Here is a 21,172-nt window from a genome sequence, read left to right as displayed (position 1 = left end):
TTCACGGGGTCCGCGCCGGGCGACGCGGACGGCACCACGTGTGGTGCCGAACCGATGCTGGATCCGGCACCGCCCCTCCAGACCCGTCCCTAACGGTTTCCTGACGCGCTCCTGACACACGCATGCGCGTCACTAACGCCCGCTCGCTCGCCCCAGCCGCTCGGCGAGCACGGCCGTTGCCGCACGGAGTTCGTCGGGCCCCTCGACGGTGAAGTCCGCGGTGGCACCGGCGAACGCCGCCGCGAGGCCCTCCCACGACCAGGAGCCGTGCGTGAGACGGCACCGGTCCGGGCCGAGCGGCTCGAGCACGGCGTCGTCGGGGAGGTACGGCGCGACGGTCTCGGCCGGCACCTCGAGGACGGCGGTGCCGGTGCACGGCCAGACGTCCTCGCGGTCGGACCCCTTGAACCGCGCGGCCACGAACGCTGCCGGATCGCCACCGGGCACGGGCCGTGTCGTGAACGGCACGCGCGTCCGCATCCGCGGGGTGATGCGGTCGACGCGGTGGGTGCGCCAGTCGTCGCGGTCGAGGTCCCAGTCGAGCAGGTACCAGCGGCCGTTCCGGGCGACCACCGCGTGCGGCTCGACCCGGTGGGGCGTCTCGTCGGGGCCGTACCCGAAGCGGAGGACCTCGCCGAGGTACACCGCCTCGCTCACCGCGACGAGGACCTCCGGGTCGACGGGGGTGCGACCGGCCGAGGTGACCGCGTCGATCGCGTCCACCCGTGTGCGCAGACGCGCGGGCATCACCTGTCGCACCGTCGCGAGTGCCCGGGCGGCCGATTCGGCGATGTCCGCACCGGACGCGGGTGCCACGGCGAGCGCGATGGCGATCGCGACCGCCTGGTCGTCGTCGAACAGCAGCGGGGGCAGGTCCGCACCCGCTGCCAGCCGGTACCCGCCGGCCGGGCCGCGCAGTGCCTCCACGCGGTAGCCGAGGCCGCGGAGCCGGTCGACGTCGCGGCGGAGCGTGCGCGGGCTGACCTCGAGCCGCCCGGCGAGCTCGTCGCCGGGCCAGTCCCGGTGCACCTGCAGCAGCGAGAGCAGCGCGAGCATGCGCGAGGACGGTCCGGACATGCCTCCAGTATCGGTGGAGAAGCGGACAGGATCTGACCGCAATGCCCGGGATGCTGGTCCCATGAGCATCGAAACGACAACCCACCTCAACTTCGACGGACAGGCCCGCGCGGCCCTCGACTTCTACGCCTCGGTCTTCGGCGGCGAGGTCGCGTCCATGACCTACGGCGCGATGGGTGCCTCGGACGAGCCGGACTGGGCCGACCGCATCGTCTGGGGTCAGGTCGCCACCGACGCCGGGCTGCGCGTGATGGCCTTCGACGTCTGGCCGGGGCAGCCGTACGACCAGGGCACGAACGCGTTCTACGTGTACGTGCACGGTGACGACGCGGCCGAGCTCGAGCGGTGCTGGGCGGCGCTGTCCGAGGGGGCCGAGATCCGGCAGCCGCTCGGTCCGTCGGCCTGGGCGCCGCTGGCCGGACAGCTCCGCGACCGCTTCGGCGTGATCTGGGCGCTCGACGTCGCGTGACGTTTCCGAGCCACTTCCCCACGAAATCCGACCGCCGGTAGCGTGCCGGCATGCCCGAGTTCCGTCCGATGCCCGGCTACGAGCTCGGCGACGGGTGGGTGGCCGCGCGTCGACGCCGCTCCCGGTTCGGCCGGGTGTGGCGCTGGGCCGGCCCGCCGGTGGCGCTCCTCGCCCTCGTCGCGGCCGTGCTGCTGTTCCGCTGGTACGCGGGCGTGGCCGACCAGGTCCGGTGGGAGTGCGCCGTGTCCACCTGCGGGACGAACGACCCACGGTCCTTCGCGCCGGAGGGGTGCTGGGCGCTCCTGGTGCTGTCCACGCTCGGCGTCGGACGGCTGCCGGGTCGCTGGTGGTGGCGAGCCGGACTGCTGCTGGCGTTCGCCGTCGTCGCCGCGTGGTCGATCGACTGGTGGCGGCTGCCGGGGACGGACCTCGGCCTGTTCGTGACCCCGATCGGCGCGGGTGGTGTCGGCGCCGTGCTGCTGCTCGCCCGGATCGGGATCGCGGCCGACCGCGCGCGCGGACGGTCCCACACCGCACGGCGGCGACCGCGGTGACGGGCGGTCAGCGCGCGGGACTCCACGTGCTGACCGTCACGGCAGCGGTGACGCTCGTCGGCACGAACACCTGCTCCGGATCGACGTGGTGGTGGCTCGGCCCCATGTGCACCACGTCGTGGACGTCCTCGGCGGACAGCTCCATCGTCCACGTGAGGTCCTCGGCCGAACGCTGCGCGAACGCGGGCGTGAGGGAGTCGTGCAGCCGCCGTTCCTTCTCGGGGTCCACCGTGATCGTCGCCTCGGCCAGCTCCGCCAGGTGTCCGGTGCGCGGGGTCACCACCACGAGGAGGCCGTCGGGGTGCAGCACACGGGCGTACTCCGTCTGGTTGCGTGGCGCGAAGACGTCCAGCACGACCGCGGCTGCGCCGTCGACGACCGGGAGGCGCTCGGTCACGTCCCCGACGACGGCCCCCGCACGCTCGTGGATGCGAGCGGCCCGTCGGATCGCGACGGCGGACAGGTCGAGTGCGACACCGAGCCGCGAGACGGCCTCGAGCGCGTACGCGAGGTACGTGCCCGGCCCGGACCCGACGTCGAGGACGACACCGGGCACGTCCACGGACGCGACCGCCCGGGCCACGGCCCGTTCGACCGGCGCGTAGTGCCCCCGGCCGAGGAAGCGCAGCCGGGCGTCGACCATCTCCGGGGTGTCCGCCGTCAGCGCACGGCGCTTCGCGGGCAGCAGCGTGAGGTGCCCCTGCTTGGCCTCGTCGAACCGGTGGCCCGTGGCGCAGCCGACCTGGCCGCCGTCGACACGGCCGAGGGGCTCGGCGCAGACGGGGCAGGCGAGCATCGGCAGCAGGTCGTCACGCACCGGCCCAGCGTACGGGGCCTCGCTAGCCTGGCCGGATGTCGCTGCAGCAGCTCTTCGGCCTCGACGGACGCACCGCCCTGGTGACGGGAGGCAGTTCCGGCATCGGGCGAGCGATCGCCACCGCCCTCGCGGACGCCGGCGCGCACGTGCTCGTCGCGGCCCGGACCGCGGCGACCATCGACGCCACCGTCGCTGCGATCCGGCAGGCGGGTGGCTCGGCCGACGGCATCGTCGAAGACCTGTCCACGCGCGCCGGAGCCCACGCCCTCGCCGACACTGCGGGCGACGTCGACGTGCTCGTCAACTCCGCGGGGATCAACCTGCGGCCGCCCATGGCCGACCTCGACGAGGACACCTGGGACGCCACGATGGCCGTGAACCTCGACGCGCCGTTCGTGCTCGGGCAGCGGCTCGCGCCCGGCATGGCCGCTCGCGGGTACGGCCGGATCATCGGCATCAGCTCCCAGCAGGCGCACCGCCCCTTCGCCGCCAGCGGCGCGTACGGGGTCTCGAAGGCGGGCCTGGAGGCGCTGGCCCGGTCCCAGGCAGAGGCCTGGTCCGGGCAGGGGGTCACCTCCAACGTCCTCGTCCCCGGTTTCGTCCGGACCCCGCTCAACGAACGGCTCGGTGCCGACCCCGCGACCGTCGCCGCCCTCGCGGCACGGACCCTGGTCGGGCGGAACGGGCTCGCCACGGACTTCGCCGCCGCCGCGGTGTTCCTCGCCGGCCCCGGTTCGGCGTACGTCACGGGGCAGTCGATCGCGGTCGACGGCGGGTTCTCCGTGCACTGACCCCGGTACGGTCGGGGCATGGCCGTCATCCACCGTGCAGAACTCCGCCCGTCGAAGCTCGAGGCGCTCGCCGCCTGGCTGCCGGACCAGCCCTGGAGCGGGGTGTCCGTCGGCGACGACCTCGCGATCGCGGGGAAGTTCCGGTTCGACGACCCCGCGGGCGAGGTCGGCGTAGAGACGGTCCTCGTGCGCACCACGGACGGCCGGGTGCTCCAGGCACCGCTGACCTACCGCGGCGCACCGCTCGACGGCGCCGAGGCCTTCCTCGTGACCGAGATGCACCACTCCGTGCTCGGACGACGCTGGGTCTACGACGCCGTGGGCGACCCGGTGTACGCCGACGTCCTGCGCCGGGCCATCACCACGGGCGGGCACGAGGCCACCCTCGAGCGCGCCGACGGATCCGGGGCGTGGGACGCCGAGGGGACGGCATCAGGCAGCGGGTCCGACGCCGACTCCCCCGCCGTGACGACCGTGGACGCGCAGACCTCCGGCGCCCTGACCTCCGTCGCGACCGACCACGGGACGCTCGTCGTCGCCCGTGCCGTCGGGGCGGAGCTGCCCGCTGGTCGCACGCTCACCGGCAGCTGGGCCGACGGGACCGGCGTGCTCGCGGTCCTGGTGCCCTGAACCGGACCGCCTGACGGCCGCGACGGCCGTGGCGGGACCGAGCCGCGCCTCCCGTCCGTCGCTCGCACCGATGCCGGTACGGACAGGGCCTGCCTGCCCGGGCACGCCGATGGCAGGATCGAGGGCGTGAAGACACTGGAGTTGCCACAGACGGACCTCACCGCCTCCGACGTCGTCGTCGGCCTGATGCGGATCAACGACATGAGCGACGAGGACATCCGCGCGCTCTACCGCGCCTCGCGCGACGCGGGCGTGACCATGTTCGACCACGCCGCGGTGTACGGCGGGTGGCACGGCTGCGAGGAGCGCTTCGGCTCGGCCGTCACCCTCTCCCCCGCCGAGCGCGCCGAGATCGTGCTGCAGACCAAGGTCGGCATCCGCCCGACCCCGAACGGCGCGTACTTCGACTTCTCGTACGAGCACATCATCGAGTCCGTGCACGAGTCCCTCACGGCACTGCAGACCGACCACATCGACGTCCTGCTGCTGCACCGTCCCGACGCCCTCGTCGAGCCGGAAGAGGTCGCGAAGGCCGTCGACGAGCTGCACGCCGACGGCAAGGTCCACCACTTCGGCGTCTCGAACCACACGCCGGGGCAGGTCGACCTGCTGCGCCGCTCGGTGCGGCAGCCGCTCGCGTTCAACCAGGTGCAGCTGAGCATCACGCACGCGAACGTCATCGCGCAGGGCGTCACGGCGAACATGGGCGGCCTCGACCAGTCGATCGACCGCGACAACGACATCCTCAACCACTCGCGCAGCAACGACATCACGCTGCAGGCCTGGTCACCGTTCCAGAAGGGCTTCTTCGACGGCGTCTTCCTCGGCGACCGCGAGCACTACGCCGAGCTGAACGACGTGCTCGAGGAGCTCGCGGCCGCGCACGGGGTCACCCCGACGGGCATCGCCGTGGCGTGGATCACCCGCCACCCGGCGCACTTCCAGGTCGTCCTCGGCACGACGAACCCGCAGCGCGTCCGGGATTCGGCCGCCGGGTCGGACGTCGTGCTCTCGCGCGAGGAGTGGTACCGCGTGTTCACCGCCGCGGGTCACACCGTCCCCTGAGCGGATCGGGCAGGGTGGGACCCGTGCTCCACGACCTCACCCTGCCCGTCCCCCTCGTCGCCCGCTCCGGCCCGGTCACCGTCCGGGACGCCTCGCCCGACGACCTCGACGCCCTGATGGCGCTGCTGTCGGACGACCCGATCAGTGCCGCACGCGGGGACGTCGCCGCGCCGGAGGACGAGCCGCTGTACGCCGCCGCGCTCCGGGCGATCGTCGAGGACCCGGCGAACGCGCTCCTCGTCGTGACGGACGAGCGGGACGTCGTCGTCGGCACGCTGCAGCTCACGCGGATCCCCGGGATGGCCCGGCGTGGATCCGCCCGGCTGCTCGTCGAGGCCGTCCGGGTGAGCAGTGCCGTGCGCTCGAGCGGGATCGGCAGCGCGGTGATGCGGTGGGTGGTCGACGTCGCCGCCCGGGAACTCGGGACGCCGCTCGTGCAGCTGACCTCGGACGCGGACCGGACGGACGCGCACCGGTTCTACGAGCGGCTGGGGTTCACGGGCTCGCACGTCGGGTTCAAGTACCGGGTGCCCGGCGGGCCCGCCGGGCGCTGACGCGCCGCGCGGCCCGCGGTCGCGGCCCGCGGCGCGGCCCGCGGCCGCGGCGTCGCTTGCCGTCGCACAACCGAACGCGCGTCGAACCGCGGTTCCGCGCGGTTCGCGGTGCTTTTGGTTGTGCGCAGCACGAGCGCTGCCGCGCGGGCAGCAGCGCGCGCGGCGCGGGGCGCGGGGCGCGGGTCAGTCGGCGCGGGTCGGGGCGCTCGGGACCGCCACGTCCACGGGCGACACCCCCGCGGGGTCGGCCGACGCTCCGCCGACGACGTCGAACGTGATGCCGAGCTCGGCGGCCGACTCCTCGTCGAGCTCGAGCCCGTCTTCCTTCACCTGGTCCTCGGGGATGGCACGGCCACCGGACGGGTCCCACGAGTTCGCGATCGACATGCGCCCGAGCATGCCCGGTCCGCTTGGCAATCGCCCTGGAAACGCGTCAGAGATCGTCCGGGTGCAGGCGGTCGCCGGCCTGCGGTCGCCGGAACACCGGGCCGCCGCCGGCCTCGTCCTCGTCGTCGTGACGGACCGGCGAGACGCTCGGGTCGGCGGAGTCCTCGCCGACGTCGGCGCCGCGGTCCTCCTCGATCTGCAGTTCGTCCTCGTCGGAGCCGTCCACGGGGATCGAGCGGCCGTCCTGTTCGGGATCGAAGGGTGTGCTCATCGACATGGGCCGAGCATGCCCCCGCCCGGTGAACGGCGGGTCAACGCTGTCCGTCCGCCGCGATCAGCTCGAGCTGGGTGAGCGGCAGGTCGGAGACGGCCGTGAACGTGAAGGCCGTCCCGGAGCCCTGCAACCGGAACACCCGGGTCTGCCCGGCCCAGTCGAACACCGCGTCCTGCACGGCGACGCGGGTGTCCCCGAGCGCGGCCTCCCACGAGTGGACACCGGGTTCCGCCGCGGTGACCGTGTAGAGCGAGGTCGGGACGTCGGGGACGTCGAACGACACCGTGGTCCCCGCGGCGAGCGCCGTGACCGTCCGCCCCGTTTCGTCGACGAGCGAGGAGGCGGGCGACGGGAGGTCGGCGGACGACAGGCCGACCGGCAGCAGGTCGACGGGGGTGTCCCGGTACCCGTGCACGTCGGACGCGGACACCGGGCGGGTGTCCGATGCCCAGCCCTGCGGCTCGGGCGACAGCGTGAACACGATCCGCGACGCCGACACCACCACCGAGTGGGGGATGCTCACCGACGTCCAGGGTGAGCCGTCGACCGTCACCGACGCGACGTACGCGCCCTCGGAGCCGTCGGCGACCTCGATGACGGTGGGCGCGCCTCCCGGCTGCTGCAGCACCGTCCTGCGGACCGACGGCGGCACGAGGACGTAGGTGCCCGTGGACGGCGCCAGCGGGTAGAGGCCGATCGTCGCGAAGACGTACCAGGCGCTCATCTCGCCGTTGTCCTCGTCGCCGGGGTAGCCCTGCCCGAGGTCGGACCCGACGAAGAGCCGGTGCAGCGCCTCGCGGACGATGCGGTGCGCCTCGTCGTGCCGCCCGGTGAACATCGGGAAGAACGGGATGTGGTGCGCGGGCTGGTTGGAGAGCCCGAGCATCCCCATCCGCACGTCGCGGGCCTCGGTCATCTCGTGGATCGGGAAGCCGTACGAGCCGGAGCGGACGGTCGCGCCGGTCTCCGGGGTGGTGAAGAACGCGTCGAGCGCGGCGTCGAAGCGGGACGGGCCGCCGTGCAGGTCGACGACGCCGGACCCGTCGTGCGGAGCGGTGAAGGCGGTCCCCCACGCGTTCGTCTCGGTGTAGTCGTCGCCCCAGTCCCGCGGGTCGAACTCGGTGCCGACCCGCCACGACCCGTCGGGGTCGCGCCCGATGAAGAAGCCCCGTTCGGAGTCGAACACGTTCCGGTACTGCAGGGACCGACGGGCGAACCACTCCGACTCGGCCTCGTAGCGGGCGAGGTCGGCCGGTGTCTGGGCGCGCGAGGCGAGCAGGCCCGCCATGACGGCGAGGCCCCAGTCGTTGATGGCCGCGTCGAGGGTCCAGCTCATCCCCTCGTGGGTCGCGGTGTCGACGTGGCCGCGGAAGGCACCCGGGAGGCTCCCCTTGCGTCCGACACGCCCGTCGCGCGGCGGGACGGTCGCGTTCCGCAGTGCGCTGCGATACGCCTGCGCGAGGTCGAACCCGGTGACGCCCTTCACCGCGAGGTCCGCGAAGACGGTGTCGCTCGTGGTGCCGGTCATGCAGTCCTCGGCGCCGGGGGCACTCCACCGGGGCGTCCACCCGCCGTCGTGGTGGTGCTCGACGAAGCCCTGCGCGAGGTCGCCCGCCGTGTCCGGGGTGAGCAGGGCGAGGAGCGGCCAGGCGGTCCGGTAGGTGTCCCAGAAGCCGTTCGTGGTGGTGAACGGCCCGTCGACGACCTCGGGTCCGGGCTCGTCGCGGATCGGCTCGGCCTGCACGGAGCCGTACGGGGAGCGGTGCCGGGGGACCCCGTCGCGCGCGGTCTCGCCGGCACGGTTCGGGTAGAGGAACAGGCGGTAGAGCCCCGAGTACAGGCTCGTCAGCTGGTCGGGGGTCGCGCCCTCGACGGAGAGCGTGGCGAGCTCGTCCGTCCAGAGATGCTCGGCACGGGCGCGCATGGTGTCGAACGGGCCGGCGGCGTCGAGGTTCGCGCGGGCGTCCTCGAACGAGACCGTGGAGATCCCGAGCAGCACGTCGGTGCCCTCGGCCTCGTCGGACAGCGACAACCAGCCGCGGAGCTGCTGCTCGCCGACGGTGGTGTGGTCGGCGGTCACCCCGGGGACCCGGACGTGCACGAAGTGGGGCGGGGTGCCCGGACGGTCGTCGAGCAGGGCCTCGACCACGGCGGTGCCGTCCGTGACCGTCACCGAGACGTCCGAGACCCGGCCGTGGTGGTCGAGCACGATGCTCCGGGTGCCGGTGAACCGGAAGCCGAGGGCGAACTCCCCCGCGGTCATCTCGGCCGTGACGCCCTCGTCGAGGTCGACCCGGTAGCGGTGCGGGCCGTCCTGCTCGTCGTCGTGGTCGAAGCCGAGGGCGCGGGCTGCACGGTCGGGATCGGGGGTGTCGAGCGGGGAGGGCATGACCTGGAAGACGCCCCGGTCCCCCATCCACGGTGACGGGATGTGGCTCGTCGCGAAGGCCTGGATCGCCGGGCGGACCCGGCCGGTCGCGTCGGTGCGGTCGTGCTCCTGGTAGGCGTACGGCCAGCGGTTGCTCGAGGCGTCCGTCATGGGGAGGCCGAAGACCCCGCCGTGCGGGATGCCGACCAGCGGGGCGTTGTTGCCGCGGGAGAACCGCGAGGACGCCTGCGTGCCGCGGGTCGTGCGGACGTGGTCGAGCGGGGTGCGCGGGACGGGGCGCGCGGGCCCGATGCGGACGGCGTCGAGCCAGCCGCGGAGGTGCGGGCGCGACCCGTCTGCGGTCGTGGGGTGCGGGGCGGAGCCGAGCCGCGCCTCCAGGCGGTCCACGACCCGGCCGGCGAGCGGGGTGAGGTCCACCGCCCGACGGTTCCACTGGTCGACCCACTGCTTGCGCGCGGCGTCCTGCGCCTCGGGCGTGAGCGCGTCGCCGTACTGGTCGCGCGCCGCGTCGCTCAGCCGCGTGCCGTCGGTGCAGATCAAGTCGAGCGCGAACGCCGTCGCGTCCCAGAAGTGCGGCAGGTCGTCCTCGGTGGGTTCCGTCGCACCGTCCGGCAGCACGCGCTCCGGGAACCACACCCACGAGAGTTCGTCACCCGACTCGATCGGCCGACCGGCGAACCCGGGGACGACCGCGGCGGCGACGTGCTCACCCGCGGGTCGTTCGACCAGCCAGCCCTCCGCCGAACCGAAGCCGACACCGTTCCGCGCGGCGACGGCCGTCGTCGGGCCACCGCTCCGTTGCAGTTCTCGCACCGGCCCAGCGTATTTGGTCCACCGTCTGGAGGAAAACCCCCGGCGTGTCAGCCCCGGTTGTGCCCCGGGGCGTTCGCCGAGTTCCCGGGACCGGAGCTGCCCGGACCGCTCGTGTCGACGGCCGGGTCGGCGCCGTCCTGCGGAGCCTGCACGGGGTTGGACGCCGGGCTCGACGGCTGCGGCCCCACCGAGGGATCGTCCGCCGGGTCGCTCGGCTGTGCCGGCTCGGACGGCTGCTCGGCCGGTTCGGACGGCTGCTGTGCGGGCTCGGACGGCTGCTCGGCCGGTTCGGAGGGCTGATCTGCCGGCTCGGACGGCTGCTCCGCCGGCTCGCTCGGCTGCTGGTCGTCGGTCGAGGGCGAGTTCGACTGGGTCGGTGCCGGCGTCGAGGCGTCGTCCCCGTTCAGGGCGAACACGGCGACGACGATGCCGGCGAGCACGAGCACACCGATCACCGCGGCGGCGATGATCGGCCCGCGTCGGCGCCGAGGTCGGTCGTCCGGAGCCGGTGCCGGGGGTGCCGCGACCGGGCCACGGGGGCCTCCGGCACGGCCGACCGCTCCGGTCGCGCCGTCCGCACTGCGGCCCCCCTGCGCGCCGAGCACCGTGGTCGCGACGTCGTCGGAGGCGTTCGGCCGCTGCGCGTCCAGGACGCGCGTCGCGTCGTCGCTGCCGCCGGGCTGCGCGGTGGGCATGGCTCGCGTGGCGTCGTCGGCCCCGGAGGCGCGACTCGCCGGCATCGCCTGCGTCGCCTCGTCCGCACGGGTGGCACCCGCAGCGCCCGCCGCCGCGGCACCGGCCGCCGCACCCGCCACGGCCGGCGTGACCGTGCCGGGACCGCCTGGGAGGAGCTGCGTGGCCGGAGCGGCGTCGTCGTGGCCGAGCGCACGGAGTCGCTGTGCGGCCTCGGCCGCCGAGGGCCGGTCCGCCGGGTCCTGCGCGGTCATGACGTGCAGGAGCGTGCGCCAGGCAGTGGGCAGGTGCGGGTCGATCTCCGGACCGCGGGTGAGGCGAGCGGTCGCGGACTCGACCGCGCTGCCCGGGAACGGCTGCTTGCCGGTGAGCGCCTCGAGGAGCATGAGCCCGAGCGCGTACACGTCGGCCTTGCCGGTGATCGGCTGCGCCAGGACCTGCTCCGGTGCGATGTACGCCGCCGTGCCCATCACCGTGCCGGTCTGGGTGGCCCGGGCGCCGTCCCGCAGCAGGGCGATGCCGAAGTCGGCGAGCTTGACGTGGACGCCGTCGCTCTCGAGCAGCACGTTCGCCGGCTTCACGTCGCGGTGGACGATGCCCTGCGCGTGCGCCGCCGCGAGGCCGTCCGCGACCTGCGCCCCGACACCGGCGGCGGTGGCACGGTCGAGCGGCCCCTCGCGCAGTCGCGTCGCGAGGTCGCTCCCCGGGACGAGTTCCATCACGAGGTACGAGTCGCCGTCGACGTCGTCGAGCGCGGCGTCGTACAGGGTCACGAGTGCCGGGCTGCGGAGCGCTGCGAGGGTCTGGATCTCCGCCTCGGCACGGGCGCGTTCGCCGTGGTCGACCGCTCCGATGCGGAAGACCTTGACCGCCACCTCACGCCCGAGCTGCTCGTCGACCGCCCGGTAGACGGAGGCCATGCCGCCGTGCCCGAGCGTTCCCGTGACGCGGTACCGACCGCCGAAGACCCGTTCTTCCATGCGGGGCAACCTACCGGGACGACCTGACGGGTCGCGCACCGCGGCGGAGCGCCGTGAGGTAGAGGCGGTGCGCCGTGATCACCAACGCCAGCCAGGCGAGCCCGAGCGCCCACGCCGCCAGGACGTCGGTCAGCCAGTGGTGGCCGAGGAACACCCGCGAGATGCCGACCGAGACGACGAAGAAGGTGCCGGCGACGATCGTCAGCACCCGGGTCACGAGCTTCGACTGCCGGAGGAGCAGCAGGTACACGATCGTCCCGACGATGACGGTCGCGTTGAGCGTGTGCCCGGACGGGAACGACGGCGAGTGCTCGTACGGCGGGACGGCATCGCGCAGCGGCGGGCGGGCACGGCCGATGAGGTCCTTGCCCGCGATCGTCATGAGCAGGGACCCGCCCGCGGCCGCGACGAGCAGCACGAGGGGCGTCCAGGCACGACGCTGGATCGTGAACCCGACGAGGAACCCCAGGGCGACGATCGGCATCCCGATGGTGCCGGCGACGTCCGTCCACCAGGTCACGAGGGTGTCGGCCGTCGGCGACCGGAGCGTGAGCATCCAGTCGAGCACGGGGCGGTCGAGCACGGCGACGTCGTCGGCCTCGCGCACGGCGTCGTAGACCTCGGAGGCCGCCCAGGTCGCGGTCACGGCGACCCCGATGCCGATCGCGAGGGTGACCACGAGCAGCGGGAGCGCGCCCCAGCGGTGGCCGAGCGCTGCCCAGCCGTCCGCGGACGCCCGGCCGGCGCGGGTGCGCCACGTCGTGAGGTCGACGTCGCCGACGCGTTGGTCGGGGGCCTCGGGGTGATCGGTCTGCATCGACCCACCCTGCCTGAGTCCCGGTGTGCGAGTGCGGGAGGTCAGCGGAGTGCCGGTGGACGCATCGTGACGGCCACGACGTTCGACGCGCGGAAGACCCTGATCCCCTGGCGCTCCACCTCGCTGAGGATGCCCAGCTCGCACAGCTTCGCCACGGCGTTGCTCGCGGCCTGGTACGTCCTGCCCGTCGCCGCTGCGAGCATCGGGATCGAGACGAACGGCGTACCGATGAGGAAGTCAGCGATCTCCAGCACCATCCCGCGTCCGCCGCTCGCGCGGATGCGCTCGCGGTACTCGGCCTGGACGGCGAGCAGCTCGGTCATGCGCGTGCCGGTGTCGATCGCCGACTGCTCGATGCCATCGGCGAAGAACCGCACCCAGGCGTCCCAGTCCCCGGACGCGCTGACCTCGGCCAGGTGGTCCTGGTACCGCTCTCTTCGCGCCTCGAACCACGGGGACACGCTCAGGAGCGGCTCGGTCAGCACTCTCGCACGCATCAGCTGCAGGACGATCAGGAGCCGACCGAGCCGACCGTTGCCGTCGTTGAACGGGTGGATGGTCTCGAACTGGTAGTGCGCCATCGCCGTTGCGAGGACCGGATCCTCCTGCCGATCGCCGGCATCCTCGATCCAGTGCACGAGGTCCGTGAGCGCCGCGCGCAACCCGGTACCGGGTGGCATCGGGACGAACCGCGCGTCCTCGATGCCGCCACCACGGGTGCCGATCGCGACCGGGACCTCACGGACGCGTCCTGCCTGCCCGGTGTCGGCAGCCGTGCCGCGGACGAGCAGCCCCTGGAGTTCCTCCAGGAGACCGAGGGTGACCGGCGCGGTCGCGACCCAGTCGAAGGCCCGCTCGGCGGTCTCGACGTAGTTCAGCACCTCGGACAGGGCAGCCGAGCGCCCGCTCCCCCCGACCGCCTCGGCTGCGAGCACGTCGTCCAGCGGCGCGAACGTCCCCTCGAGCGCTGACGTGCTCTGTGCCTCGCGTCGGAGGGTCGGTTGGCGGAGGATCCCGGGGTTCGGAAGCAGGACGGCGCCCTGTTCGAGCCGGCCCAGCGCACGGTTCGCCCGCGAGACAGCGGCCCAGGTACTCCCGCTGAGCGGTGGGGCATCCCCGAGCGGGTGCGGCGAGAAACCGAAGTGGTCGTACCGCAAGCCGGTGCGACCGTCGACACCGCCGACCGGTACGAGCGCACCGAGCGGGCTGTCGCGGAAGCGGGCGATGTTCACCTGACGAGTTTAGGCGCCAGGACTTGAATCACGAGAGAACATGTTCAATCAACAGGCCTGGTACTTGCATCATCGCCAGGTGGTTCAAGTCTTCGTCAGTCCTTCGCGGCGCCGTAGTCGTCGACGACCGCCACCGAGAGCGGGAACACCACCGGGAAGTCGCGGAAGAGCAGACGCCCGGCGTCGGCGGCGGCGGCCCGGATCTGCTCGGCCACCCACTCGGCGTGCTCGGCCGGGGTGTGCACCACGATCTCGTCGTGCACGAAGAACACCAGGTGCGGGCCGTCCGTCACCGGCCCCGGGAAGCGCTCGGCGAGCCGCGAGCGCAACGACCCCATCCACGCGAGCGCCCACTCGGCAGCGGTGCCCTGCACGATGAAGTTCCGGGTGAACCGCCCCCAGCTCCGTGCCCGCGACTCCACCGCCCGCTGCATCGCCGGGGTCCCCTCGACCGTGTAGGCCTGGTTCCGCGCCGCGAACCACGAGGCGTCCGGCACCGGTGACGTCCGGCCGAGCAAGGTCGTCACGGGTTCGCCCCGCTCCCCCGCCCGGGCTGCCCGACTGACGAGTCCGAGGGCAGCAGGGAACGCCCGCTCGAGCCGCGGGACGAGCCGCCCGCCCTCGCCCTGGGTCGCCCCGTACATCGCGCCGAGCATCGCGCCCTTGGCCTGCTGCCGGGTCTCGACCGCGCCGGAGGCCACGACGCCGTCGTACAGGTCGCGCCCGTCCCCGGCCGCCGCCATCGCCCGGTCGCCGGCCATCGCCGCGAGCACCCGGGGCTCCAGCTGCGCCGCGTCGGCCACCACGAGCTTCCACCCGTCGTCCGCGACCACGGCGGCGCGGATGCCCTTCGGCAGCTGCATCGCTCCCCCGCCGTCGGCCGCCCATCGCCCGGTGACGACCCCGCCGACCAGGTACTTCGGGTGGAACCGACCGTCGTGCACCCACTCGTCGAGCCAGGTCCAGCCGTTCGCGGTCAGCAACCGCGCGAGCCGCTTGTACTCGAGCAGCGGTTCGATGACCGGGTGCTCGATCTCCTGCAGCTCCCACTTCCGCGTGCTCGTGACCATCAGGCCGGCACGGCGCAGGGACTTCAGGACGTCGGCGGGCGAGTCCGGGTTGAGCGACGGGTCACCGAGCCGCTCGCGCACGACGGCAGCGATCTCCTCGAGCCGCCGAGGGCGCACGCCGTACGGCACCCGCGGTCCGAGCGCGTCCTCGAGCAGTCGTTCGTGCACGTCGGCGCGCCAGGGCAGCCCGGCGTGGAGCATCTCCGCCGCCACGAGCGCGCCGGCGGACTCCGCCGTCACCAGGAGCCGCAGCGCACCCGGCGCGGTCGACGACGCGACCGCGTCGAGCTGCGCCCGCAGCTCTGCCACCGGGTCCAGCTCGTCGTCGGGAGGCGACACGTCGAAGAGCGCGTCGTCGAAGAGGCGGGCGTGCGTCGGGCGGGTGACCCGCGCCTCCTGGACGGCGGCGTCCCACGCGTCGACGGGCGCGGCGGCGAGCGCGGTGTCCCGTGCCGCGAGGGCCGATCGCAGGATGCGGCGGCACAGGCGCAGGTCGATGCAGCGCCCGACCCGGCCGCCGGCCGCGAGCACGGCCGGGTACCAGCGAGCGGTGTCGTCCCACACCCAGCGCACGTCGGGCGCGTCCCGGGACGTGACGAACGCCGGGAGGCGCGGCTCGTCCACCCGGATCGGCTCGCCGTCTGCGGTCCCCGCGTCGGTCAGGGGCGTCGCGAGGACGCCGCCGTCGACGCGGCGGAGGACGAGGTGCACGGAACGATCATGCCGTGCGCCACCGTCAGTCGAGCTCGACGACCTCCGCGCCGGGCGCGTTCTGCTGCACGGAGGCGATGCCGTTCTTCGCACCCGCCTTCGAGGCGTACCCCTCGGACGTGGCGATGACCTCGCCGTTGCCCGCCTTGAGGTGGAAGCGGTACTCCCCCTTGGCGTCGGTCCAGATCTCGAACTTGCCGGCCATGTCGACTCCTCGCGTCGATCCGATGGTGCCCGTTGTCCGCGGAGCGCGGTCTGCTCCGCACGCTACTGGCCGGGACCGGATCGCGGAAGCCTCAATCCGCGGTGTTCGCGTCCCCGTCACCGCGGGGTCGCTGCGAGGTCCCGCCGCCTGGGCGGACCGCGGCGCTGTCGGAGACGTCGATGCGGACGTCGCCGTCCTCGGCGCGGGACACCTCGACCCGTGGGTCGGCGTCGTGCTCGTCGGAACCCGACATGCGTCGGAAGGTGTCCTGGCGGCGTTCTTCGAAGGACATGTCGACACCGTCGTCGAGGTGGTCGCGGTCGGGCTTCGTCATGGGAGGGACGGTACGCCCGGGGTGCTGGCACCGGGTCGGGCGGCTCCGGACGATCGCGCTCCGGGCGGTCGCCCCGGGTCGGCGACCCGGATCGTCCCGGTGCGGGCCGTCCAGTGCTCGCCCGACCGCCACCGGGCTGCGACCCCGGCGGCGAGGCGGCCGGAAGGGATCGACCCGCGTGACACCGCCGAGCGGGCGTCGGGCAGCGTCGTGCCGAGGACGAACTTCGCGACACCGCCGTCCCCTTCGGCGGCGTCACCGGACGAGGGCGGTCCCAGTTCGAAGCGACGGGCGAACCGTACGAGGTTCGCGTCCGGGCCGAGCACGTCGGCGAGCCCGGGGTCGAGGATCCACGAGCGGCACTGCCACCAGCCGGCCACGTGCGAAGGTGCCACGGCACGAAGGATCGCGGGCGCTTCGTCGAACGATCGGTCGCACGCGAGGGCGTCGAGCGGACCCGTCTCGGGGACGTGGACGCCCCAGGCCGCGGAGCCGTCGGCCGTCGTGTCGCCGATCTCGAACTGGAGGCGCCCCACCGTCACCACGCGGGCGGTGAGGACCGCGCAGAACCAGTCCAGACCGGTTCCCCGGAGGCCGTACCGCGCGAGCTTGCGGTCGACGTCCGCGATGCTGTCGGCCGCCTGGTCGGCCGAGGCGCCGTGGGCACGGAGCCAGGCCGCCGTCCGGGGTCGAACGGCGCGGAGGACGTCGACGATCGCGCTGTCGGGGAGGCCGCGGACGGTCGACTCGAGTGCGGCGGCCAGCTCTCCCGGGTCGGGGACGGTTCCGATCGCCGCGGCGAGGAGCTCGGTCCCGTCGTGCACGATCCGGTCGTGGTCGGGCCGGTCGTGGTCGGGCGTCACTTCAGTCCGGACGCTGCCAGGCCGTCGATCACGCGGCGTTGCAGCACGACGAACATGATCAGCACCGGTGCCATGGCCATGAGGCTCGCGGCCATGAGCACGGGGTAGTCGATCGTGCGGTCGCTGGAGAGGGTCGCGAGGCCTGCGGCGAGCGGCATGTCCTCGGCACGGGTCGACACGACGAGCGGCCAGAGCAGCTCGTTCCACGACCAGAGGACCGTGGTGATCGCCAGCACGCTGATCGACGGGCGGGCCAACGGCAGCATGATGCGCCAGAAGGTCTGGAACGGGTTCGCGCCGTCCATCCGAGCGGCTTCCTCGAGCTCCGGCGGGAGGTTCAGGAACGCGGTCCGCATCAGGAACGTCCCGAACGCACTGAACAGCCCCGGTGCGACGATGCCCATCAGGGTGTCCAACCATCCGAGCCCCTGCACGATCTGGTACTGGGAGATCAGGTACACCTGCGACGGGACGAGCAGGATCGACAGGACGATCGCGAGCAGGATCGCCCGGCCGCGGAACCGCATGCGGGCGAACGCGTAGCCGGCGAGGGTGCAGAGCACGATCTGCGCGAGCGTCCGGATGATCGTGACCATCACCGACGTCCCGAGCTGGCTCAGGAACGGCAGGCGTTCGAACACCTGCGCGTAGTTCTGCCACTGCAGCTCCCCCGGCCAGAAGGTCGGTGTGACGGACTGCACCTGCGCGTTCGTCGACAGGGACATGATGATCTGCCAGAGGAACGGGAACGCCATGACGAACCCGCCGACGCCGAGGACGACGTGGATCCACCAGTGGCTGCCGCCGCGGCGCCCCGGCCGGCGGCCGGTCCTGGTCGGTGTGACGGTGGCGGTCATGCCTGGACCCACTTCCGCTGGAACCGGAACTGCACGAGCGTGACGATGCCGATGAGGACGAAGATCACCATCGCGATCGCCGCCGCGAAGCCCTTGTCGTTGTCGATGAAGCCGGCGCTGTAGAAGTAGAAGACGAGCGACATCGTCTTCGGGATCACCGGGTTCGTGCTGCCGAGGATCGCGTAGAGCAGGTCGAACAGCTGGAAGCTCGAGATGGTCGTGACGATCACCACGAAGAAGATGCTCGGGCTGAGGAGCGGCACCGTCACCGATCGGAACTGCCGCCAGCGAGAGGCGCCGTCGAGCTCGGCTGCCTCGTACAGCTCAGGCGGGATGTCCTTGAGGCCGGCGCCGAGGATGATCATCGAGAACCCGAGCGAGGACCACAGCCCGACGAGGCTCACCGCGACGAGTGCGAAGCCGGGCGTCGAGATCCAGTACGGCCCGTCGATCCCGAACAGCCCGATGAACCAGTTCACGATGCCGTAGTCGCCGTTGAACATGATCCGCCAGACGAGTGCGATCGCGGCGGGCATGGCGACGTAGGGCAGGAAGAAGAGCACACGGTAGAACTGCGCGAACCGCAGGCCCGGGGTGTTGAGCAGACTGGCGAGCCAGACCGCCACGGGGATGCCGAGCAGGACGATCACCGTGTAGATCACCGTGTTGAGCAGCGACTGGTAGAGCTGCGGATCGGAGACCAGCCGGACGTAGTTCGCGATGCCGGAGAAGGTGGCGCCGCCGAACACACCCCAGGTGGTGAAGGAGTACCAGAACGTCTGGATGATCGGCCAGATGTAGAACGTCCCGACGCCGACGAGCAACGGGAGGACGAACAGCCACGGCCAGAACCCGTCGGTCCGGTGCGCCCGAGGTCTGGTCGTGCCGGCGGTCGGACGCCGGGAGCCCGGGGCCCCGGGCCCGGACGCGCGCTGCGTCCGGGCCGGGGCGTCCGAGGTCGGGTGTCGCTCGGTGTGGATCGTCACGGTGTGGGGCTCACTGTTCCTTGGTGAGGGCGGCGTCCATCTTCTGCGCGAGCTGCTTCGCCACGTTGTCGACCGGGGTCGATCCGTCGAAGGCACTCGGCAGCAGGTTCGTCTCGAGGGTGTTCCACGCCGCCGTGTTCTTCGAGACCGGGAGCGGCTTGGCGTAGTCCACCGCGTCGAGGAAGACCTGCAGGTCGGCGTCCGGCATCGTCTTCGTGAAGGCGCTCTGCGTGCCCTCGTACGCCGGGATCACCGCACCCATGTCGCCCTGTTGCTGCTGGGCCTGCTTGCTCGCGAGGTAGACCTGGAGCGCCTGTGCGGCGGCCTTGTTCTTCGTGTTCGCGGACACGACGTTGGAGACACCGTGGATGACCGTCGCCTGCTCCTTGCCCTTGGGGAGCGGGTACACGACGACGTCCTTCTCGAGGTCGGTGCCGGTCAACGCGGAGCGGAACCAGCTGCCGCCCTGGTACATGGCGAGCTTGCCCGAGGTGAACCACTGGTCGGCGGTGGTGTCGGTCAGCTGCTTGATCGAGGGCGACGCCCCGGACGCGATGAGGTCGGTCCAGAACTGCAGCCCGGCCTCGGCGGCGGCGGTGTCGTACTCGGACTTCGTGCCGTCCGCGTCGATCACGTTCCCACCGGCCTGGAAGATCGTGTCGTAGTAAGTGGTCTGTCCGTCCATGCCGCCGGCCGCGCCGTACGCGCCGTCGGCCGTGAGCTTCTCGGAGAGCTCGGCTCCGGTCTTCTGGAAGTCGTCCCAGGTCCAGTCCTTCGAGGGCATGGCGACCCCGGCCTTCTCGAAGAGCGCCTTGTTCATCCAGACGCCGATGGTGTCGAAGTCCTTGGGGACGCCGTACTGGGTCTTGTCGTACGTGTACAGGTCGTTGAGGGCGGACGAGTACTTCGCGGGGTCGATCGCGCCGGCCTCGACCTCACCGGTGATCGGCGCGAGCTTGCCGTTCGCCGCGTAGAGCTGGAAGTTCGGGCCGTTCATCCAGAACACGTCGGGCAGGGTGTTGCTCGAGCCCTGGGTCTGCAGCTTCGTCCAGTAGCTGGCGAACGGGGTCACGTCCACGTTGACCTTGATGTCCGGGTACTCCTCGTTGAAGCCTTCGAGGTTCGCCTTGATCGCCTTGACCTGGTTCTCGTCCCAGACGGCGTACGTCAGGGTCGCCTTGGTGTCCTTGGCGGCCTTCTCGTAGTCGCCGCCGGCGCCGGAGGCGCCGGAGGACGTGCTGCAGCCGGCGAGGAGCACGGCTGCGCCGATCGCGGCGACGGCGCCGAGGAGCGCACGGCGACGGCCGCGGCCCTTGGCAGAGGTGGGTGCGTGCATCGGGTGTCCTTTCGCGAGTCCGTCAGCGGGTGACGGCCGGGGTGGGGTCGGTGAAGTGGGCGATCGTCGCGGCCGCGAGCGGCGGGACGTCGATGGGGACGGAACCGTTCCGGAGCGACCGGGTCGCGAGCGCTCCTGCGGCGACGGCTGCACGGGCCGCGATCGGCGAGAGGGTCGTCGGCTCCCCCAGCGCGACGTGCCGGAGGAACTCGGTCATCGTGAGGAGGTCGGCATCGGCGTGGCCGGCGGCGACCCCGTCGATCGGGTACTCGCGATCCCCCGCGACGTCCCAGCCGCGACGACGGCTCCAGACCTTCACGACGCCACCGCCGGTGTCGCCGATGTTCTCGAGCCGTCCCTCGGTCCCGATGACCGTGTAGTTGCGCCAGTAGTCCGGCGTGAAGTGGCACTGCTCGTAACTCGCCTGCACACCGTTGTCGAGGGTCATCATCACCATCGACACGTCCTCGACGTCGACGACGGGGTTCAGCCCGGTCTGCTCGAGGGGCGGCCAGTTGTCGAGGGAGAACCAGTCCCCCATGAGCTCGCCGCTGCGGTCGCGACGGTCGGTGACGTCGCCGTAGACCGACAGCGACCCCATGCCGACGACCCGCGCGGTGTCCCCACCGCCGAGCGCGTGGATGACGTCGAGGTCGTGGCTGGCCTTCTGCAGGAGCAGGGAGTTCACCTTGGTGCGGTCGGCGTGCCAGTCCTTGAAGTAGTAATCGCCGCCGTTGCCGACGAAGTGCCGGCACCAGACCGCCTTGACCTGGCCGATCTCCCCGCGGTCGACGATCTCGCGCATCAGTCGCACGACCGCGGCGTGACGGAAGTTGTGCCCGACGTACAGCGGCGTGCCGTTCTCCGCCGCGGTGTCGAGGACGGCGTCGGCGTCCTCGACCGTGATGGCCATGGGCTTCTCGAGGTAGACCGCGATGCCGGCGCGGAGCAGGTCGATCGCGATCGCGGCGTGCGTCCAGTCGGGGGTCGTCACGATCGCCGCGTCGACGACCCCGACGAGTCCCCCGTGGTGCTCGACGACGAGGGCGTCCGGGTACTCGGCCCGGGCACGCTCGCGCCCCTGCTCGGTGACCTCGGCGACGGCGACGACCCGCGCCTCCAGGTCGGGAGCGGCGGCAGCCGCCTCGGCCACGTGGCGGGCGATCGCCGCACGCTGCCCCATGCCGACGATGCCGACCCGTAGTGGTCGTCCTGTGAACGAGTCACCCATGCTCATCTCGCTCCCTTGCGTGATTGTGACGCCCATG

At 72.6% G+C, this 21,172-nt stretch carries 21 protein-coding genes and 1 pseudogene; 6 read left to right on the top strand and 16 right to left on the bottom strand.

The genetic code is table 11. The features are described 5' to 3' along the window. Positions 1–132: 132 nt before the first annotated feature. The gene (locus JSX79_RS01570) at positions 133–1,077 is read right to left on the bottom strand and encodes a YafY family protein (RefSeq protein ID WP_229084904.1); all 945 of its coding nucleotides are present in this window, start codon (positions 1,075–1,077) and stop codon (positions 133–135) included. A gap of 61 nt (positions 1,078–1,138) precedes the next feature. Between JSX79_RS01570 and JSX79_RS01565 the strand changes: the two genes are divergently transcribed. Then, positions 1,139–1,546 carry a VOC family protein gene (locus tag JSX79_RS01565; RefSeq protein WP_229084902.1) on the top strand — a complete coding sequence of 136 codons (408 nt, stop codon included), beginning with the start codon at positions 1,139–1,141 and terminating at the stop codon, positions 1,544–1,546. A gap of 50 nt (positions 1,547–1,596) precedes the next feature. After that, entirely contained in the window at positions 1,597–2,100 is a 504-nt protein-coding gene (locus JSX79_RS01560; protein ID WP_229084900.1) for a hypothetical protein, read from the top strand. 7 nt (positions 2,101–2,107) lie between these two features. Here the strand turns inward: JSX79_RS01560 and JSX79_RS01555 are convergent, their stop codons facing one another. After that, positions 2,108–2,917 (bottom strand): putative RNA methyltransferase, encoded by an 810-nt coding sequence (locus JSX79_RS01555; protein ID WP_229084898.1) that lies wholly within the window; start codon positions 2,915–2,917, stop codon positions 2,108–2,110. A 35-nt stretch (positions 2,918–2,952) separates the two neighbouring features. Between JSX79_RS01555 and JSX79_RS01550 the strand changes: the two genes are divergently transcribed. The 4 genes from JSX79_RS01550 to JSX79_RS01535 all read left to right on the top strand — a co-directional run bounded on the left by JSX79_RS01550 (position 2,953) and on the right by JSX79_RS01535 (position 5,957). Then, entirely contained in the window at positions 2,953–3,708 is a 756-nt protein-coding gene (locus JSX79_RS01550; protein ID WP_229084897.1) for an SDR family NAD(P)-dependent oxidoreductase, read from the top strand. An 18-nt stretch (positions 3,709–3,726) separates the two neighbouring features. Further along, the gene (locus tag JSX79_RS01545) at positions 3,727–4,338 is read left to right on the top strand and encodes a hypothetical protein (RefSeq protein WP_229084896.1); all 612 of its coding nucleotides are present in this window, start codon (positions 3,727–3,729) and stop codon (positions 4,336–4,338) included. A gap of 126 nt (positions 4,339–4,464) precedes the next feature. Next, the gene (locus JSX79_RS01540) at positions 4,465–5,403 is read left to right on the top strand and encodes an aldo/keto reductase family oxidoreductase (protein WP_229084895.1); all 939 of its coding nucleotides are present in this window, start codon (positions 4,465–4,467) and stop codon (positions 5,401–5,403) included. Between the two features lie 23 nt (positions 5,404–5,426). Next, positions 5,427–5,957 carry a GNAT family N-acetyltransferase gene (locus tag JSX79_RS01535; protein WP_229084894.1) on the top strand — a complete coding sequence of 177 codons (531 nt, stop codon included), beginning with the start codon at positions 5,427–5,429 and terminating at the stop codon, positions 5,955–5,957. A gap of 183 nt (positions 5,958–6,140) precedes the next feature. Here the strand turns inward: JSX79_RS01535 and JSX79_RS01530 are convergent, their stop codons facing one another. The 14 genes and pseudogenes from JSX79_RS01530 to JSX79_RS01465 form a co-directional block, all read right to left on the bottom strand. Then, entirely contained in the window at positions 6,141–6,344 is a 204-nt protein-coding gene (locus JSX79_RS01530) for a hypothetical protein (protein ID WP_139201893.1), read from the bottom strand. Between the two features lie 46 nt (positions 6,345–6,390). Beyond that, positions 6,391–6,621: a hypothetical protein gene (locus tag JSX79_RS01525; protein WP_070417603.1), complete on the bottom strand. Its 231-nt coding sequence runs from the start codon at positions 6,619–6,621 to the stop codon at positions 6,391–6,393. Between the two features lie 34 nt (positions 6,622–6,655). After that, positions 6,656–9,820: a GH92 family glycosyl hydrolase gene (locus JSX79_RS01520; protein ID WP_229084893.1), complete on the bottom strand. Its 3,165-nt coding sequence runs from the start codon at positions 9,818–9,820 to the stop codon at positions 6,656–6,658. A gap of 47 nt (positions 9,821–9,867) precedes the next feature. After that, positions 9,868–11,493: a serine/threonine-protein kinase gene (locus tag JSX79_RS01515; protein WP_229084891.1), complete on the bottom strand. Its 1,626-nt coding sequence runs from the start codon at positions 11,491–11,493 to the stop codon at positions 9,868–9,870. A gap of 10 nt (positions 11,494–11,503) precedes the next feature. Further along, positions 11,504–12,310, bottom strand: a complete 807-nt coding sequence (locus JSX79_RS01510; protein WP_071295652.1) for a phosphatase PAP2 family protein — start codon at positions 12,308–12,310, stop codon at positions 11,504–11,506. A gap of 41 nt (positions 12,311–12,351) precedes the next feature. Beyond that, positions 12,352–13,542, bottom strand: a complete 1,191-nt coding sequence (locus JSX79_RS01505) for a Fic family protein (protein WP_092385406.1) — start codon at positions 13,540–13,542, stop codon at positions 12,352–12,354. A 95-nt stretch (positions 13,543–13,637) separates the two neighbouring features. Continuing rightward, complete coding sequence (locus tag JSX79_RS01500) at positions 13,638–15,323, bottom strand: bifunctional 3'-5' exonuclease/DNA polymerase (RefSeq protein WP_229084888.1); 1,686 nt, start codon at positions 15,321–15,323, stop codon at positions 13,638–13,640. Between the two features lie 55 nt (positions 15,324–15,378). Next, a pseudogene (locus JSX79_RS01495) lies at positions 15,379–15,528 on the bottom strand (YegP family protein); the annotation flags it as partial. A gap of 91 nt (positions 15,529–15,619) precedes the next feature. Further along, positions 15,620–15,862: a hypothetical protein gene (locus JSX79_RS01490; protein ID WP_070417597.1), complete on the bottom strand. Its 243-nt coding sequence runs from the start codon at positions 15,860–15,862 to the stop codon at positions 15,620–15,622. After that, positions 15,859–16,725 carry a hypothetical protein gene (locus tag JSX79_RS01485; protein ID WP_229084886.1) on the bottom strand — a complete coding sequence of 289 codons (867 nt, stop codon included), beginning with the start codon at positions 16,723–16,725 and terminating at the stop codon, positions 15,859–15,861. The genes JSX79_RS01490 and JSX79_RS01485 overlap by 4 nt, the downstream gene beginning before the upstream one ends. After that, the gene (locus tag JSX79_RS01480; protein WP_071295636.1) at positions 16,722–17,582 is read right to left on the bottom strand and encodes a carbohydrate ABC transporter permease; all 861 of its coding nucleotides are present in this window, start codon (positions 17,580–17,582) and stop codon (positions 16,722–16,724) included. Before JSX79_RS01480 ends, JSX79_RS01485 begins: the two co-directional genes overlap by 4 nt. Then, positions 17,579–18,568 carry a carbohydrate ABC transporter permease gene (locus JSX79_RS01475; protein ID WP_229084884.1) on the bottom strand — a complete coding sequence of 330 codons (990 nt, stop codon included), beginning with the start codon at positions 18,566–18,568 and terminating at the stop codon, positions 17,579–17,581. Before JSX79_RS01475 ends, JSX79_RS01480 begins: the two co-directional genes overlap by 4 nt. A 10-nt stretch (positions 18,569–18,578) precedes the next feature. Beyond that, positions 18,579–19,904 (bottom strand): sugar ABC transporter substrate-binding protein, encoded by a 1,326-nt coding sequence (locus JSX79_RS01470; protein ID WP_229084882.1) that lies wholly within the window; start codon positions 19,902–19,904, stop codon positions 18,579–18,581. Between the two features lie 22 nt (positions 19,905–19,926). Next, complete coding sequence (locus JSX79_RS01465; protein WP_229084880.1) at positions 19,927–21,141, bottom strand: Gfo/Idh/MocA family protein; 1,215 nt, start codon at positions 21,139–21,141, stop codon at positions 19,927–19,929. Between the last annotated feature and the right edge of the window lie 31 nt (positions 21,142–21,172).

The organism is Curtobacterium sp. GD1, from assembly GCF_020882855.1.
GTDB lineage: Bacteria > Actinomycetota > Actinomycetes > Actinomycetales > Microbacteriaceae > Curtobacterium.
The sequence above is the reverse complement of the archived record's forward strand: the minus strand, read 5'-3'. Positions and strand labels throughout refer to the sequence as shown.

Excerpts from the sequence above, each read along its gene's own strand:
- JSX79_RS01570 (WP_229084904.1), bottom strand. The coding sequence starts at position 1,077 with ATGTCCGGACCGTCCTCGCGCATGCTCGCGCTGCTCTCGCTGCTGCAG.
- JSX79_RS01565 (WP_229084902.1), top strand. The coding sequence starts at position 1,139 with ATGAGCATCGAAACGACAACCCACCTCAACTTCGACGGACAGGCCCGC.
- JSX79_RS01560 (WP_229084900.1), top strand. The coding sequence starts at position 1,597 with ATGCCCGAGTTCCGTCCGATGCCCGGCTACGAGCTCGGCGACGGGTGG.
- JSX79_RS01550 (WP_229084897.1), top strand. The coding sequence starts at position 2,953 with ATGTCGCTGCAGCAGCTCTTCGGCCTCGACGGACGCACCGCCCTGGTG.
- JSX79_RS01545 (WP_229084896.1), top strand. The coding sequence starts at position 3,727 with ATGGCCGTCATCCACCGTGCAGAACTCCGCCCGTCGAAGCTCGAGGCG.
- JSX79_RS01530 (WP_139201893.1), bottom strand. The coding sequence starts at position 6,344 with ATGTCGATCGCGAACTCGTGGGACCCGTCCGGTGGCCGTGCCATCCCC.
- JSX79_RS01525 (WP_070417603.1), bottom strand. The coding sequence starts at position 6,621 with ATGTCGATGAGCACACCCTTCGATCCCGAACAGGACGGCCGCTCGATC.
- JSX79_RS01515 (WP_229084891.1), bottom strand. The coding sequence starts at position 11,493 with ATGGAAGAACGGGTCTTCGGCGGTCGGTACCGCGTCACGGGAACGCTC.
- JSX79_RS01510 (WP_071295652.1), bottom strand. The coding sequence starts at position 12,310 with ATGCAGACCGATCACCCCGAGGCCCCCGACCAACGCGTCGGCGACGTC.
- JSX79_RS01490 (WP_070417597.1), bottom strand. The coding sequence starts at position 15,862 with ATGACGAAGCCCGACCGCGACCACCTCGACGACGGTGTCGACATGTCC.
- JSX79_RS01480 (WP_071295636.1), bottom strand. The coding sequence starts at position 17,582 with ATGACCGCCACCGTCACACCGACCAGGACCGGCCGCCGGCCGGGGCGC.
- JSX79_RS01470 (WP_229084882.1), bottom strand. The coding sequence starts at position 19,904 with ATGCACGCACCCACCTCTGCCAAGGGCCGCGGCCGTCGCCGTGCGCTC.
- JSX79_RS01465 (WP_229084880.1), bottom strand. The coding sequence starts at position 21,141 with ATGAGCATGGGTGACTCGTTCACAGGACGACCACTACGGGTCGGCATC.